At 31.9% G+C, this 14910-nt stretch carries 14 protein-coding genes; 3 read left to right on the top strand and 11 right to left on the bottom strand.

Going from position 1 to position 14910, the window contains the following annotated elements; translation table 11 throughout:
- Window positions 1–39: 39 nt before the first annotated feature.
- From IRZ83_RS04410 to IRZ83_RS04380, 7 genes are all read right to left on the bottom strand, one after another.
- On the bottom strand, window positions 40–759 hold the full coding sequence (locus IRZ83_RS04410) for a DUF4197 domain-containing protein (protein WP_029268894.1): 720 nt from the start codon (window positions 757–759) through the stop codon (window positions 40–42).
- Window positions 760–913: 154 nt separating this feature from the next.
- Window positions 914–1474 (bottom strand): hypothetical protein, encoded by a 561-nt coding sequence (locus tag IRZ83_RS04405; RefSeq protein WP_194567067.1) that lies wholly within the window; start codon window positions 1472–1474, stop codon window positions 914–916.
- A 41-nt stretch (window positions 1475–1515) separates the two neighbouring features.
- On the bottom strand, window positions 1516–2133 hold the full coding sequence (locus tag IRZ83_RS04400; RefSeq protein ID WP_194567066.1) for a hypothetical protein: 618 nt from the start codon (window positions 2131–2133) through the stop codon (window positions 1516–1518).
- A gap of 80 nt (window positions 2134–2213) precedes the next feature.
- Window positions 2214–2633, bottom strand: coding sequence for a cytochrome c oxidase assembly factor Coa1 family protein (locus tag IRZ83_RS04395; RefSeq protein ID WP_029268899.1), 420 nt, complete (start codon window positions 2631–2633; stop codon window positions 2214–2216).
- Window positions 2634–2818: 185 nt separating this feature from the next.
- A complete protein-coding gene (locus IRZ83_RS04390) occupies window positions 2819–3706 on the bottom strand; it encodes a hypothetical protein (RefSeq protein ID WP_194567065.1) in 888 nt (295 codons plus the stop codon).
- A gap of 138 nt (window positions 3707–3844) precedes the next feature.
- Complete coding sequence (locus tag IRZ83_RS04385) at window positions 3845–4198, bottom strand: hypothetical protein (RefSeq protein ID WP_194567064.1); 354 nt, start codon at window positions 4196–4198, stop codon at window positions 3845–3847.
- Window positions 4199–4380: 182 nt separating this feature from the next.
- Entirely contained in the window at window positions 4381–5955 is a 1575-nt protein-coding gene (locus tag IRZ83_RS04380; protein ID WP_194567062.1) for a L,D-transpeptidase family protein, read from the bottom strand.
- A 294-nt stretch (window positions 5956–6249) separates the two neighbouring features.
- Between IRZ83_RS04380 and IRZ83_RS04375 the strand changes: the two genes are divergently transcribed.
- A complete protein-coding gene (locus IRZ83_RS04375) occupies window positions 6250–9690 on the top strand; it encodes a methylmalonyl-CoA mutase family protein (protein ID WP_194567060.1) in 3441 nt (1146 codons plus the stop codon).
- A 73-nt stretch (window positions 9691–9763) separates the two neighbouring features.
- On the opposite strand, the gene IRZ83_RS04370 is transcribed toward IRZ83_RS04375, so the two are convergent.
- The 4 genes from IRZ83_RS04370 to IRZ83_RS04355 all read right to left on the bottom strand — a co-directional run bounded on the left by IRZ83_RS04370 (window position 9764) and on the right by IRZ83_RS04355 (window position 12492).
- Window positions 9764–10150, bottom strand: coding sequence for a hypothetical protein (locus IRZ83_RS04370; RefSeq protein WP_029268904.1), 387 nt, complete (start codon window positions 10148–10150; stop codon window positions 9764–9766).
- 382 nt (window positions 10151–10532) lie between these two features.
- Complete coding sequence (locus IRZ83_RS04365) at window positions 10533–10940, bottom strand: T9SS type A sorting domain-containing protein (protein WP_194567058.1); 408 nt, start codon at window positions 10938–10940, stop codon at window positions 10533–10535.
- A gap of 353 nt (window positions 10941–11293) precedes the next feature.
- Entirely contained in the window at window positions 11294–11698 is a 405-nt protein-coding gene (locus IRZ83_RS04360) for a T9SS type A sorting domain-containing protein (protein WP_194567056.1), read from the bottom strand.
- A gap of 389 nt (window positions 11699–12087) precedes the next feature.
- On the bottom strand, window positions 12088–12492 hold the full coding sequence (locus tag IRZ83_RS04355) for a T9SS type A sorting domain-containing protein (RefSeq protein ID WP_029268911.1): 405 nt from the start codon (window positions 12490–12492) through the stop codon (window positions 12088–12090).
- A 450-nt stretch (window positions 12493–12942) separates the two neighbouring features.
- On the opposite strand from IRZ83_RS04355, the gene IRZ83_RS04350 reads away from it, so the two are divergent.
- Both IRZ83_RS04350 and IRZ83_RS04345 read left to right on the top strand, forming a co-directional pair.
- Window positions 12943–13815 (top strand): AraC family transcriptional regulator, encoded by an 873-nt coding sequence (locus tag IRZ83_RS04350; protein ID WP_194567054.1) that lies wholly within the window; start codon window positions 12943–12945, stop codon window positions 13813–13815.
- Window positions 13816–13957: 142 nt separating this feature from the next.
- Window positions 13958–14827: an alpha/beta hydrolase gene (locus IRZ83_RS04345; protein ID WP_029268915.1), complete on the top strand. Its 870-nt coding sequence runs from the start codon at window positions 13958–13960 to the stop codon at window positions 14825–14827.
- Window positions 14828–14910: the final 83 nt, after the last annotated feature.

Here is a 14910-nt window from a genome sequence, read left to right as displayed (position 1 = left end):
GCTACTTGAACCTTTGCGCCTCTGAGCCTTAAAAAAAAACTATTTTCCGTCCTGCATTGCAAACACACTTTTCAATAAAGGCGTTGTTCTTGCACTGATATTATTACGGATTTCTTTTTCTTCTACAGCAATCATTTTAAAAACGCCAGATAAAGCTTGTGTTGTTGTATAATCAGTCAAATCTGGATTTACTTTTTTTACTAGCGGAATAGTGTTGTATTTATTGATGATTTTTGTCCAAACCACATCAGCACCAACTTTTTCAAAAGAGCTTTTAATTACCGGATTAAATTTTCCGTATAAAGCGGTAGTCGTACTTCCTTGTAAGTAACTTGTTGCAGCGCTGTCATTTCCTAGTAAGATGTTTTTAGCATCAGTAAACGACATATTTTTAACCGCCGATACGAAAATTGGAGTAGCTTCTTTCACTGCGTCTTCTGCAGCACGGTTCATCATTTTAATTCCTTCATCGGCAAGCGAACTAAGACCAACTTTTCTTAAAGTAGCGTCTACTTTTTGCAATTCAGCAGGCAATAGAATTTTTACAGCTTCATTTTTATAAAAACCATCAACAGCAGTCAGTTTGCTTACTTGTTGTGTAATTCCTTTATTTAGAGCTTCTTTAAGTCCCGCAGCAATGTCTACGCCGCCAATTCCGGGAAGCTGTGAAGATATTTGAGGCAATTGATTTAGCGTTTGTTGTACCTGAGCACATGAACTAAGAGAAAATACAAGAACTAAAATTAAAATGTTTTTCATTATTGGGGTTTTTATGAGTTTCAAAAATACTACTTATTCAAAAACAAAGCCACAATTTTATTGTAGCACAGAAACATTTGTGTGATAATTAACAAATTTTATAAAAAGGTGGCAACTTAGTAACTTCTTGTTTTAATTTTTATAGATAATAAAGTCAAGGCCAATACATTCTTTCGTTATAATTCCAATAAGTTTTACTAGAAATATAAGTTGCCAGAAAGGTATTTATTGGAGATTTATTGGCATCAAATAATTCAATTCTGATGATTTTTTCATTGGTATCATCTTTCATCTCAATATTGCCTTCAGCATCATCTATCAATTTTTTTTTCTTTAGGTATTCTTCGTTTTTATCAACTATAAATTTTGTTACAGCTTCATTTGCAGCTTCTCTTTCACCAGATAACTTTCCGTTGATATCAAACGTTTCTATTTTTTCCAGATAGCCATTTTTATAAGAAAATAATTGAAAAGCAATAGCGCCATGAAGCATTTGAATTTTGTTTTTTAATACCCGAAAACGGAGCACTTGTTTTTTCGGATTTGTATATTCTATAGATCCATTTCCTTTTTTATCAACATTATTGAATAAAACTCTATTTGGTTTTGAAAATGATACAACTCTATTCGTATAAATGTGATATTGAGTATCAGACTGCGCTAACAGCAACATACTTTGAAAAAAAGTGAGGTATAAAATTAATAGTAATTTCATTTAATCGTTTTTTGCAGATGGATAAGAAAGCTGAACAGCACTTAATAAAAGCTCCCTTGAATATTTTCTCTGTCAGTTTGTTTGATTTCAGTTTCTGAAAAAGAATAAGTAGATTTTTCAGTCCATTTCCAATTGCTTCCTTGATTTAAATCTACGCCCATAGCAGTATAAATAATCGTAATGCTGTTTTTGCTGGTTGCCATTTTAAGTGCAATAAATCGATCCTGAGTTTTTGCTGCTGCTTCAGTTTTGTTGCAATATTGAAGGCTTTCAATCACTTTCTGATCTCCTTTAAACCATTCTTTTAAAAAAGATAAGTGTTTCTCAGAACATTGGTATCCCAAATTAAGTGCAGAAAGCAATTTGCATTTTAAATTACTTTCATCTGCCTTTTTATCTCCATCCCAATAACATTCACTGCCTACAGAAGTTGCGATATAGCCTAACGCTGCACGCTGTTGATCGGTTGCGTTTTTGAGGTAATTTTCGTTTAATTGAAGGGCATTATTTTCATCTAACCAAAGTATTTTAATATAATCCGGAATTGTGACAGCCGCGGTATTATTATTTACGGTTCCTGATTTTTTATTTTTTAAGGTTTGAGAAAATAAAGTATTGGTGCATATAAAGATTAGAAAAAAAAGCAGGCGTATATTCATGTTATTTGGAGATTAATTGGAGACAAAAGTAATTCTTTTATGATCTAAAACAGATTAGGTCTGATTAATTGACGTGAAATTTATTTCTGCAATAAATCAATTTCTTCATCTGTATCTTCAAGATAAACAGACATTTCCTCGTATTTCCATTTTCCTCTTTTGTTGGCCACTACAAATAAGGTTCCTTTTCCTTTAGAACCTTTGATCGGAATCTGCAAATCGCAATTTCCGGTATCGTTGCTCACGTTAATACTTCCGGAAACCATTCCGTCAGTTTCAATCGGCTTTCCTAGTTTTTCGATTACCAGTTTATTGTGCTGTGCTTCATTCATGGCACCTTTATAAGCATCAGAATCTTTCATCATCGATGTAACTCCGAAAAATATTCCGGCTATAAATAATCCAAAAAGCACTAAAAGGCCTAAACATCCTGTTGGTACAAACCATTTCCAGTTTCTGTCCCACCAGTTTTTTCTAACTTCGTTGTAATTGTCTTCCATAAAAGGTAATTTTAGATTTGGGGTTAAACGTCAGGAAGATAGCAGTAATCTTTCAAATCTAAAAATACTTCTTAGGAATTTTTTATAATATATTTTAAAGAACTTTTATAAATTCATAAATTACTTAAACAAAAAAAATCACCTCATAAATTTATAAGATGATTTTTAAATTTTATTATTATTTTTTATCGATTACTAAAAGCAATTTCTTCTAAAGCTTTTGGGTTACTAATTGCTTTGATAACCTCTTGTTTTCTCGTAGTATCAAAATATGTAGTTCCTGTTGCTAAAATTAATTTTTTTGGTATTATTGGCTTCTTGTCAAAAATTGTAGCATATAGTAAAACTGTCTGCATAAAACCACCATCGTTTATAAGATGAAGGGTATGTTTACCATATCGTAGATTGTCTTTATCTTCAACTAAATACTTGTAACCATTTTTACCTTCATAAGCATCTTTAACAGCATCGCCAACTCTTAATAAACCTGCATTTTTTATAAACCCCATCACTGAAATGGCATTTTTGCGCAGTTCATTATGGTATTGCATATAATCCGGATTTGTATACGATTCGGGTGATATTCCCTGATAAATATAAATGGCCACATCCGGACTATTTTTATGTATTTTTTCTACAATCAATTTTACATTTGCTTTGTATTTATCAATTTCAGATAGGGCTACAGGAGTTGATTCCTGAATAACTACATAGTCATAGTAATTTCCATCTTTATCGATATTAGAAAATTTTTGATTAGCCTCTGTTTTGTTAGTATCATAAACTTTTTCAAGTGAAACTCCCATGGTTAATAGCTGATCTATATTCATTGGTTGATTGTTTGCATTGCAAAATTCTTCAAACAATACTGGCGCGCTCACAAAATATTCTATTTGGCTGTTTCCTATAAATAATATACGTGGAGTTCCTTGTGCTTTTGGGGTTTTAGGTCTAGTAAAAGCTTCTCCGTTTCGGGTTGATTTATCATTTGAAACTAAATTGCCTAAATCAGTCTTGTTGCAAGATGAGAACATAGCTGTTGCAATACTAAAAAGTAAAATGTATTTTTTCATATGATTTTATGTAAAAAAAGATTTGGAATTTTTTTATAAAATTTTGGCAAATCTCTTTTTATACAATTACTATTATAGCTTTGATACGTTTTTAAAATAGTAGTTTAAGACATTAAAAACGAATGTTATTGGTTGCCTCTAAGCATATTTTAAATAATGCAAATCAGGATTGTAAATAGGATTATCACGATCTAATTCGTCTAAAATAATTTGTGTATAATCTGTACCCCCTTTTATTAAATAAAACAAAGACTTAAGAGTATAAATTGGCCCTAAAGGAAAAAAGCGCCAGCCAATTGCCAAATTTTTAAAGAAATGTTTTAAACCATATTTAAACGTATTTTCTTCAGGACGAACAAAATAAATGTTCGAGCATTTAAATTTTTTAAATAGTTTTGATATAGTGTTTGGAAAAATTACAAATCTTCCCCCTTGCTGGATTAATACATTTATCTCAAATAGTGTTAATCCTTCGATATTATTTGTTTTCATAATCTTCTTTTTAAATATAAAAGAGTGGTAAATTATTTTGCAAAGGTCAACTAATATGTAAAAGATTTTTGCTTATAAAAGTTTTAAAACTAATAAGTTAGGGTTTTTTATGGTATGTAAATAAAAAAAAATCGGAAATCAAATAAATGAATTTCCGATTCTGTATTTTTTTATTTTCTAAATTAATTTGATGAAACAGATTCTGAGGATAAAATAGTATTTAATTCATTGTCTTTTTCATAAACATCTTGAAAGAAACCAATTTCACCATTTTCATTTACCATTGAAGTAAAATACGAAATGAAGATTGGAACTTTTTTAGCTAATTTAAAACTGCTTTCTGTTTTGCCGGCCATAGCTTTATCAATTTTCTCCTGAGTCCATTCAGGATAATCTTTAAGCATTGCAACAGCTAATTCTTTTGCTAATTTCACATTAACACAACCATGACTGAAAGTTCTTTTTTCAAAATCGAATAAAGTCTTAGACGGTGTGTCATGCATGTAAATATCATCTGGATTCGGAAACATAAATTTTACTAATCCCAAAGAGTTGTCTGGACCTGGTTTTTGTCTTACCTGACCTTTTACAATTTCCATATTATGATCGGCAAGATAATTTTTATCAGCAGCCATTTTAGATTTTAATTCGTTTTCTACTATGCTTTGAGGCACAGTCCAATAAGGGCTGAAAACAATTCGGTCAATTTCACTATTAAAAATGGTTGTTTTAGTAAGAGGAGAACCAACAAATACACTGGATCTTAATTGTACTTTTCCGTTTTTAACATAAACCAATTCATAAGAAGGAACGTTTACTAAAACATACTCATCACTATTTGCAATTTGAGTGGCAATAGCGCGACATCTTTCCATATTAAGTTTAAGCGTCTCCACTTTATCGGCAAGAGGCACATTCATTTCTTTAATATGTTCTTCTGCAAGAATATAATTGGGTTTAAATCCGTTACGAACTTTGTATTTCATTACAGCATCCATCAATTCACGATCATAGACGTTGCTTTTAGAATCATTTTTTAAATCTCCTAATAAATACAAACGAGTTCTAACTTGGGCAATAGTGCTAGAAACAGCATCTGGTCGTAAATCTTTATAAGGTGTTTCTTCTGGAACTATTGGTTTCCATTTATTTGATCGCTCTAATTTTTTGTATTTATTTAAAAAGTCTTGTAATTTGTAATATTGATCGTATTCTACTTTAACATTATCGGTTTTTGAAGCAGTTGCTTCTTCGATCGTGCTGTAGTTAAAGAAATCATTCAACAAATCATTGTATGACAATTTTTTCTTAGCTTCTGCATTACTTTTATTGATATACAATACATATAATGAGCTTAAAAGCATATCAGCATCTGTTTTGGAAAGTTTTGTTTCTGACGAAGAGTCAAACAGCTGATCGATTTCGTTTTGATAAGGAATAACCAAATCGTTTGTTTTTTTTGCTTTTTCATACAAAACAGCTCCAAACTCATTAACATTATCTTCATCAAGCCAAATAGATCCTAAAGTTCTATTTTTATACAAAGACATGACATCAGATTTGTATTTTTTTAAATCCGAATATCTTTTGAAGAAATCATTTGAAATTTCTTCAGCGTCATTGGGATCTGAAGTGTTGTATTTGGTTGTTAAAGTTGTAGTTTTTTTATATGAATGAATATCTTTTTCAGTTGTATTAAATGACAATACAAAAAAACTCAAACCTAAAATTACGGTGATTGGATATAGTGTTTTCATTTTGTAAATTTTTACGTTTATACTTTTAGGTTATGAAAGTTTTGGTAAAAATTTGGGGCTTTTCTACACTGCTAAATTACTTTACGGGTCTGGAAAACAAGTTGTTGGATTTTATTTTAATTTTTCAAAATTGCCATGTCGACGTGGTCTATATACAATAAATACGATATCGATTGAAATTGTTACCCATTACAATAAACATCATTTCATTTTTTTGTTAACATAACGCCATAAGGATGAACAAATATTAAAATATTTTGTAAATTGCTCCCTTAAAATTATCATATTCATAAAATGGAACAGCAAATACCATATATTCCTAAAAATAAAGTAAGAATTGTCACCGCAGCATCTCTTTTTGACGGACACGATGCAGCAATAAACATTATGCGTCGTATTATTCAATCAACAGGAGTTGAAGTAATTCATCTTGGTCACGACCGAAGCGTAGAAGAAGTGGTGAATACCGCCATCCAAGAAGATGCAAATGCAATTGCTATGACATCATATCAAGGTGGGCACAACGAATACTTTAAATATATGTATGATTTACTTCATGAAAAAGGAGCGGGGCATATTAAGATTTTTGGCGGCGGTGGCGGTGTTATTCTGCCAAGCGAAATTTCAGAATTGCATGAATATGGAATTACCAGAATTTATTCTCCAGATGATGGCCGTTCTTTAGGCCTGCAAGGAATGATAAACGATTTGGTTGAACGTTCCGATTATCCAATTGGAGATAAACTAAATGGAGAAATTGACCATATCGAAAATAAAATTCCAACAGCAATTGCGAGATTAATTTCTGCAGCGGAGAATTTTCCAGAAATAGCAAAACCAGTTTTTGATCAGATTCATACCAATAATACGGATTCTAAAATTCCAGTTCTGGGAATTACAGGAACGGGCGGGGCAGGAAAATCATCTTTAGTTGATGAATTGGTCCGCCGTTTTTTAATTGATTTTCCAGAAAAAACAATCGGATTAATTTCTGTCGATCCTTCTAAAAGAAAAACTGGAGGAGCACTTTTAGGAGACAGAATCCGCATGAATGCGATTAATAATCCACGAGTTTATATGCGTTCGCTCGCAACGCGTCAGTCGAATTTGGCTTTGTCTAAATATGTTGCTGAAGCGATTCAGGTTCTAAAAGCAGCAAAATACGATTTGATTATTTTGGAAACTTCGGGAATTGGGCAATCAGATACCGAGATTATGGATCATTCTGATGTATCCTTATATGTAATGACACCTGAATTTGGTGCCGCAACGCAATTAGAGAAAATTGACATGCTTGATTTTGCAGATTTAGTGGCATTGAATAAATTCGATAAAAGAGGCGCTTTAGACGCCATTCGTGACGTTAAAAAACAATACCAGCGCAATCATAATCTTTGGGATAAAAATCCAGATGAAATGCCAGTTTTTGGAACTATTGCCTCTCAGTTTAACGATCCAGGAATGAATACGCTTTACAAAGCAATTATGGATAAAATTGTCGAAAAAACAGATTCAAACCTGAATTCGACTTTTGAAATCACGCGTGAAATGAGCGAAAAAATCTTCGTGATTCCACCGCACAGAACACGTTATTTATCTGAAATCGCTGAGAATAATAGAAGTTATGATGAAAGTGCACTTTCGCAGCAAAAAGTAGCACAGAAGTTATACGGAATCTTTAAAACAATAGAATCAGTTTCTGGAAAATTGCCACAGATTAATAAAGCAGGAATTGATGATTCGACTGTTTTGCCAACTGGAATTCAGGAACATGATGAAAACAGAATCTTTTTAAATCTTTTACTGAATCAGTTCGATAAGGTGAAAATGGATTTAGATCCGTACAATTGGGAAATTATCCTGAATTGGGATGAAAAAGTAAATAAATACAAAAATCCAGTTTACAGCTTTAAAGTTCGTGATAAGGAAATCAAGATTGCAACACATACCGAAAGTTTATCGCACTTACAGATTCCTAAAATTGCTTTGCCAAAGTACGAAGCTTGGGGCGATATTTTGCGTTGGAATTTGCAAGAAAATGTTCCGGGAGAATTTCCGTTTGCTTCAGGATTATATCCATTTAAACGTGAAGGCGAAGATCCGTCAAGAATGTTTGCAGGCGAGGGCGGACCAGAAAGAACCAATAAACGTTTTCATTATGTAAGTGCAGGATTGCCTGCAAAACGACTTTCAACAGCTTTTGACAGTGTAACTTTATACGGAAACGATCCAGATTTGCGTCCGGATATTTACGGTAAAATTGGAAATGCAGGAGTTTCAATCTGTTGTTTAGATGATGCAAAAAAACTGTATTCAGGTTTCGATCTGGTTCATGCTTTAACATCTGTAAGTATGACCATTAACGGACCAGCGCCAATGCTGTTAGGTTTTTTCATGAATGCCGCAATCGATCAGCAATGTGAGTACTATATTAAGGAGAAAGAATTAGAAAAAGAAGTTGAAACAAAAATCAACAAAATATATAAAGACAAAGGTTTAGAAAGACCAAAATACCAAGGCGATTTGCCTGAAGGAAACAACGGTTTGGGTTTGATGCTTTTGGGGGTCACCGGAGATGAAGTTTTGCCTGTAGAAGTTTATAATGAAATAAAATCCAAAACATTATCTCAAGTTAGAGGAACAGTTCAGGCTGATATTTTAAAAGAAGATCAGGCACAAAATACTTGTATTTTCTCCACCGAATTTGCACTTCGATTAATGGGCGACGTTCAGGAATATTTTATTACTAAAAACGTTCGTAATTTCTATTCAGTTTCGATTTCAGGATACCATATTGCTGAGGCAGGAGCGAACCCGATTACACAGTTGGCTTTCACGCTTTCTAATGGTTTCACTTACGTGGAATATTATTTGAGCCGCGGTATGAGCATCAATGATTTTGGACCTAATTTATCTTTCTTCTTTTCGAATGGAGTAGATCCTGAATATTCAGTTATCGGACGTGTGGCACGCAAGATTTGGGCGAAAGCTATGAAAAACAAATACGGAGCCAACGAAAGAGCACAGATGCTGAAATATCATATTCAAACTTCTGGACGTTCGTTACATGCGCAAGAAATTGATTTTAATGATATTAGAACCACTTTGCAGGCTTTGTATGCGATTTACGACAACTGTAATTCACTGCATACTAATGCTTATGATGAAGCAATTACAACACCAACAGAAGAGTCTGTACGTCGTGCCATGGCGATTCAGTTGATTATCAATAAAGAATTAGGTTTAGCCAAAAACGAAAACCCAATTCAAGGTTCGTTTATCATCGAAGAATTGACTGATTTAGTTGAAGCAGCAGTTTTGCAAGAATTCGATAGAATTACTGAAAGAGGAGGAGTTTTAGGTGCAATGGAAACGATGTACCAAAGATCTAAAATTCAGGAAGAAAGTTTGTATTACGAAACCTTAAAACACAATGGCGATTTTCCAATTGTGGGCGTAAATACATTCTTGAGTTCAAAAGGTTCTCCAACGGTAATTCCGGCAGAGGTAATTCGCGCCACCGAAGAAGAAAAACAATATCAGATTACGATGCTGGATAACTTGCATCAATTTCACGAAGCAAAAGTAAACGAGCATTTAAACAAACTACAGGAAGCGGCAATTAAAAACGAAAACTTATTCGACCATTTAATGGAAGCGACAAAGGTTTGTTCTTTGGGTCAGATTACTTCGGCATTGTTTGAAGTTGGTGGGCAGTATAGAAGGAATATGTAGAATTTTAATAAAGAATAAAAAAAAGCAGCTCCTGGAAAGAGCTGCTTTTTAACTTTTCGGGCAAAAAGAGTGATTAACGGCGGAATCCAGGACTTTCGTTCACTGATTCGTCTAACTTAATTGCTTTTGATTTTTTAGCTGCAACAGTAATCTCATGTTTTACAACTTTATCATTCGCTTTTACTTCTAAGAAATAAGTTCCGGCTGGAAAACCTTCTAAACTTATTGTTTTTGAAATCTCTAATTTGTCTGAAGCAGAATCGCCTTTGTAAACCAAATTATTGTTTTCATCATAGATAGAGAAAATTGATGTTTCAATAGTGTCTAAAGTAAAACTAACTACTTTTCCATTTCCGGTTTTTATGTTTAAAACATAATCCCCTTTTTTCTCAATTGCGTAAGTAAAGATTGTTGTTAATAAGACGGCAACAACTAAGCCCATTTTTGTAAATTTTGTCATGTTTTTTTAAATTGTTTTTAATTGTTAATTACTCTAAATAGTGGAACGGTAAAACTACAAAAGAAATTTAATTTTTGGCAATAAAATGTCATTTTTAGGTTGATAAGTTGCTGAATTAAAGATGTTTCTGTCTTTTTACTACACTATGTACGTAAAAACTTAAATCTTGGATGTTTGTTTTTGCATTTTTTTAAAAGTTTATGAATCAGCCTTTTAAAATTATTAAGAATAGTTCTCCAGAAATAAATTTAGCATCAATTTTATTTCAGTTTGAAACAAAAAAAACAGCTCAATAACCACAAAGAGCTGTTTCTAAAACAATCACGTTTTTAACTTTACTAACTATCTAACCTCATTTATACTTTATGAGAGTATAACTTTTTTAGCGAACTTCTACGCCTGTATTTTTAGCAGTATAACCTGCTTTATAAACTGATGAAATTGCTTTAGATGATAAAACCGAAGCATCATCCGTAATTGTAATTTCGTGTCTTACTTTTTTTGTATTATCTTCAACTTCTAAGTAGTAAGTTCCTGCTGGAAACTCGGATAAACTGAAAGTTCTCAAAATTCCGTCTTTACCTGAAGCGCTTTCAGAATAAAGAAGATTACCATCTTTATCGTAAATAGCTAAATTGGCTTTTTTAACCTGATTTAGAGCAAACGTAATTAGTTTTCCATTTCCTTTAAGTACATGAACATTCAAATCTCCACTTCCTTCAATTGCAAAACTGTTCATTCCTGTAAAAAGTACTGCACATACTAAACTTAATTTTAAACTCTTTTTCATAGCATTAGTTTTTAAATTAATAGTTTTAATTCTCTTTCTCTAATGCTAAATTACTTCAGGAAAAGATTGTTTCGCACAACTCTATTTGCCAATTTCTATGCTATATTCTCATTTACGAAAGCGTTATAGGTTAAAGTTTGAATTATATTAATCGTTTTTGTTAAATTGATTATTATTTTTCAATGTTTTATTTGTTTGTGTATAAGGCTTCATGGCTAATATTCTTTCAGATTTTTATAGGCATAAAAAAACAGCTCAATTACCACAGAGAGCTGTTCTTAAAAGGTTTAAAGTTTTTAAAACTTACTAATGATCTAACCTCATTTTTTATACCTATATATAAGTATAACTTTTTAGCGCGCCGCTACGCTTGAATTTTTTTCAAAACCAGATTTGTAAACAGTAGCAACTGCTTTTGCAGATAAAACAGTGATACCGTTATTAATCGTAATTTCGTGCGTAACTTTTTTTGTATTGTCTTCAACTTCTAAATAGTAAGTTCCTTCTGGAAATTCTGCTAAATTAAAAGTTCTTAAAATTCCATCTTTACCTGAAGCATTTTCAGAATAAATTAGAGTTCCATCTTGTTCATAAATTGAAACACTTGCTTTTGTGATTCTATTAAGAGCAAACGTAATCACTTTCCCGTTACCTTTTAATACATGAACATTCAAATCTCCTTTTCCGCCAATTGCATAAGTGCTTATTCCACTGAAAAGCAATGCACATACTAAACTCGTTTTTACAATCTTTTTCATAGCATTAGTTTTTTTAATTAATAGGTCTAATTATCTGATGCTAAATTAGTTATGATTTATTTGTATTTACACAACTCTATTTTCCAATTTCGATGCTGTATTCTCATTTACGAAACCGTTATAGGTTAATTTTTGAATTATATTTATCGTTTTTGTTAAATCAGTTATTATTTTTTAATGAATTATGGTATTTAAGTTTACAATAAGCTAATGTTTAGGTAATTATTGCAAGGATAAAAATTGAAGTGGTTAATGTTATTTTATCAGAAAAAATAAGACATAAAAAAAACAGCTCAATAACCACAAAGAGCTGTTTTGAAAAACTTTTCAGTTTTTAAACTTTACTAACTATCTAACCTCATTTTATACTGTATAAGAGTATAACTTTTTTAGCGTACTGCTACGCTTGTATTTTTTGCAGCTTTGTAAACTGATGAAATTGCTTTTGATGATAAAACAGAAGTGTTATCAGTAACTGTAATTTCGTGTCTTACTTTTTTCACGCTGTCTTCAACTTCTAATATATAAGTTCCTGCTGGAAATTCTTCAAAACTGAAAGTTCTTAAAATTCCGTCTTTTCCTGAAGCGTTTTCAGAATATAATAAGTTGCCATCTTTATCATAAATAGATAGGTTGGCTTTTTTTGTCTGGTTCAAGGCAAACGTAACAAGTTTTCCATTTGCATTTCCTTTCAATACATGAAGACCAAATTCTCCTTCACCATCGATTGCATAAGTACTCATTCCTGATAATAGTACTGCAGCTACTAAACTTAATTTTAAAATCTTTTTCATATTCCTTATGTTTTAAATTATTAGTTCTAATTCTCTGCTGCTAAATTACCTTAGTTATGTATTTTTTTTCACAACTCTATTTGCCAATTTATGTGCTATATTCTCATTTACGAAACCGTTATAGGTTAAAATTTGAATTATTTTAGGTGTTTTTGTTAATTCGGCTATTTATTTTCAATAAAATTCAAATATACACATTTTTTGTAATCATCCAACATTCTTACAAAAATGCTGTATATTTATAAAAACAACTTATTAAATACGATATATTAAAAAAATTACGGATAAAAATATGAGTCGTATAAAAAACGACTAAATATGATTGAATTCGATATTATTTTTGAATGTATTATTGTGCAATATTCGCAAGTACGAAACCGTTATAGGTTAAATTTTGAATTATATTAGGTATTTTTGTTAAATTTGCTATTATTATTTAAAGAATTTATCATGAAGACAATTGCCCCAGCTCTTGAAGTGATATCAAACTCATACGGAAGTTCTTTTACCTACACTAAACATGCCGAAAAGACCAACAGTAAAGCCCATTTGTGGCATTATCATCCAGAAATTGAGTTGGTTTATATAAATGGAGGTGCGGGAAAAAGACAAATAGGAAGCCATGTTTCTTATTATACAAACGGAGATTTGATTTTAATAGGCGCTAATTTGCCACATTGTGGATTTACAAATGAACAAACGGGTAATAAAAATGAAACCGTTATTCATATCAAACCTGAATTTTTAGGGAATGATTTTTTTATCGCTCCCGAAATGAAAAAGGTTCAAAATATTCTTAGTCAGTCAAAAGGAGGTATTGCTTTCAACGGTGAAACTAAGAAACAAATTGGCAAAAAAATCGAAATGATGGAACAACAGCTTCCGTTTGAGCGTTTGCTGACACTCTTGAGCATTTTAGATGAATTAGATTCTTCAGAAGATTATACGGTTTTGAACGCGGATGGTTTTTCGTTAGAATTGCAGACACAGGACAGCGATCGAATTAATGTGGTTTTTAATTATGTTAAAGATCATTTTCAGGAATCGATTGCTATTGATGAAGTGTCAAGTTTGGTAAGTATGACGACGCCTTCGTTTTGCCGATATTTTAAAAAAATCTCAAATAAAACCTTTACGGAGTTTGTAAACGAATATCGTTTGGTTCATGCATCAAAACTTTTGGCCGAAAAACCAATGAGCATAAATGAAGTCTGTTATGAAAGCGGTTTTAATAATTTTAGCCATTTTAGTAAATCATTCAAACAGTATACTGGTAAGAGCGCATCACAATACCGTCATGAACACAAGATTATTATTAGCTAGTGTTTGTTATTGAACACCGAATTTTTTCAAAACAAATAATCAAACAAAATACAAATCCGATTGGTGAAAAACTGGTCGGATTTTTCATATAATTTATTCGAAAAAGGTATATTTACAATCCCTAATCAGAAAAATTATAAAAATGAAAAACTTTAAAATTTTAGTGTTTACTGCTGTTTTGTTCATTTCATCCATGACATACGCAGCAAAAGTAGATACTTTGCAAGTTGCAAGTACAGCAATGGGCAAAACCTATAAAGCTGCCGTTGTATTGCCAAATTCTTATTCTAAGACAAAAACAGCTTATCCTGTACTGTATTTATTGCATGGTGCTTACGGACATTTTAGCGACTGGCTAAAAAATACCCCGAATAAAAAATTAGTTCAAGGATTATCAGATCAGTACAATATAATTATTGTAATGCCTGAAGGCGAGACTTTCAGTTTTTATTTGGACAGCCCCGTAAATAAAGAAAGTCAGTTTGAAACGTTTATTACGCAGGAAGTCATTCAGAAAGTCGATAAAACATACAGGACAATCAGCAACAAAAACGGAAGGGTAATTACCGGACTTTCGATGGGCGGGCATGGTGCACTTTATTTATCTGCGAAACATCCTGAATTGTTTTGCGCTGCCGGAAGCATGAGCGGTGCTGTAGACATGAGTACAATGCTAAATAGAGAATCTTCTGCCCAAGTAGTTAAATTAATGCAACCTGTATTTGGCGATAAAAGCGACAGCTCAGAAATGTATGCGCAATATGCCGTTATGGGAATGTTAGATAAAATAAAATCGAATAAACTGCCGCTAATTATAGATTGCGGTGTTGATGATTTTTTAATAGAACCGAATAGAGAATTACACCGAAGATTGGTCTATAATAAAGTAGAACACGATTATACCGAACGTCCTGGAGCGCATACTTGGGATTATTGGGAAAACTCTCTGCCTTATCATGTACTATTTTTTAATAAAATATTGCTTAAAAATCAGCTAGTTGCGAAAAAGTAGTTAAAAATTTTAACAAGATCTTCCAAAAAGCTTTTTTTGGTTTGATTTTTGGAATACCTTTAGGTATAAACTTATAAAAAATA

Origin of the sequence: Flavobacterium sp. JLP (assembly GCF_015350755.1) — a bacterium.
GTDB lineage: Bacteria > Bacteroidota > Bacteroidia > Flavobacteriales > Flavobacteriaceae > Flavobacterium.
Note: the sequence above shows the minus strand (reverse complement) of the source record. Positions and strands in the feature narration are given on the sequence as shown.

Coding starts and splice junctions, on each gene's coding strand:
- IRZ83_RS04410 (WP_029268894.1), bottom strand. CDS start 759: ATGAAAAACATTTTAATTTTAGTTCTTGTATTTTCTCTTAGTTCATGT.
- IRZ83_RS04405 (WP_194567067.1), bottom strand. CDS start 1,474: ATGAAATTACTATTAATTTTATACCTCACTTTTTTTCAAAGTATGTTG.
- IRZ83_RS04400 (WP_194567066.1), bottom strand. CDS start 2,133: ATGAATATACGCCTGCTTTTTTTTCTAATCTTTATATGCACCAATACT.
- IRZ83_RS04395 (WP_029268899.1), bottom strand. CDS start 2,633: ATGGAAGACAATTACAACGAAGTTAGAAAAAACTGGTGGGACAGAAAC.
- IRZ83_RS04390 (WP_194567065.1), bottom strand. CDS start 3,706: ATGAAAAAATACATTTTACTTTTTAGTATTGCAACAGCTATGTTCTCA.
- IRZ83_RS04385 (WP_194567064.1), bottom strand. CDS start 4,198: ATGAAAACAAATAATATCGAAGGATTAACACTATTTGAGATAAATGTA.
- IRZ83_RS04380 (WP_194567062.1), bottom strand. CDS start 5,955: ATGAAAACACTATATCCAATCACCGTAATTTTAGGTTTGAGTTTTTTT.
- IRZ83_RS04375 (WP_194567060.1), top strand. CDS start 6,250: ATGGAACAGCAAATACCATATATTCCTAAAAATAAAGTAAGAATTGTC.
- IRZ83_RS04370 (WP_029268904.1), bottom strand. CDS start 10,150: ATGACAAAATTTACAAAAATGGGCTTAGTTGTTGCCGTCTTATTAACA.
- IRZ83_RS04365 (WP_194567058.1), bottom strand. CDS start 10,940: ATGAAAAAGAGTTTAAAATTAAGTTTAGTATGTGCAGTACTTTTTACA.
- IRZ83_RS04360 (WP_194567056.1), bottom strand. CDS start 11,698: ATGAAAAAGATTGTAAAAACGAGTTTAGTATGTGCATTGCTTTTCAGT.
- IRZ83_RS04355 (WP_029268911.1), bottom strand. CDS start 12,492: ATGAAAAAGATTTTAAAATTAAGTTTAGTAGCTGCAGTACTATTATCA.
- IRZ83_RS04350 (WP_194567054.1), top strand. CDS start 12,943: ATGAAGACAATTGCCCCAGCTCTTGAAGTGATATCAAACTCATACGGA.
- IRZ83_RS04345 (WP_029268915.1), top strand. CDS start 13,958: ATGAAAAACTTTAAAATTTTAGTGTTTACTGCTGTTTTGTTCATTTCA.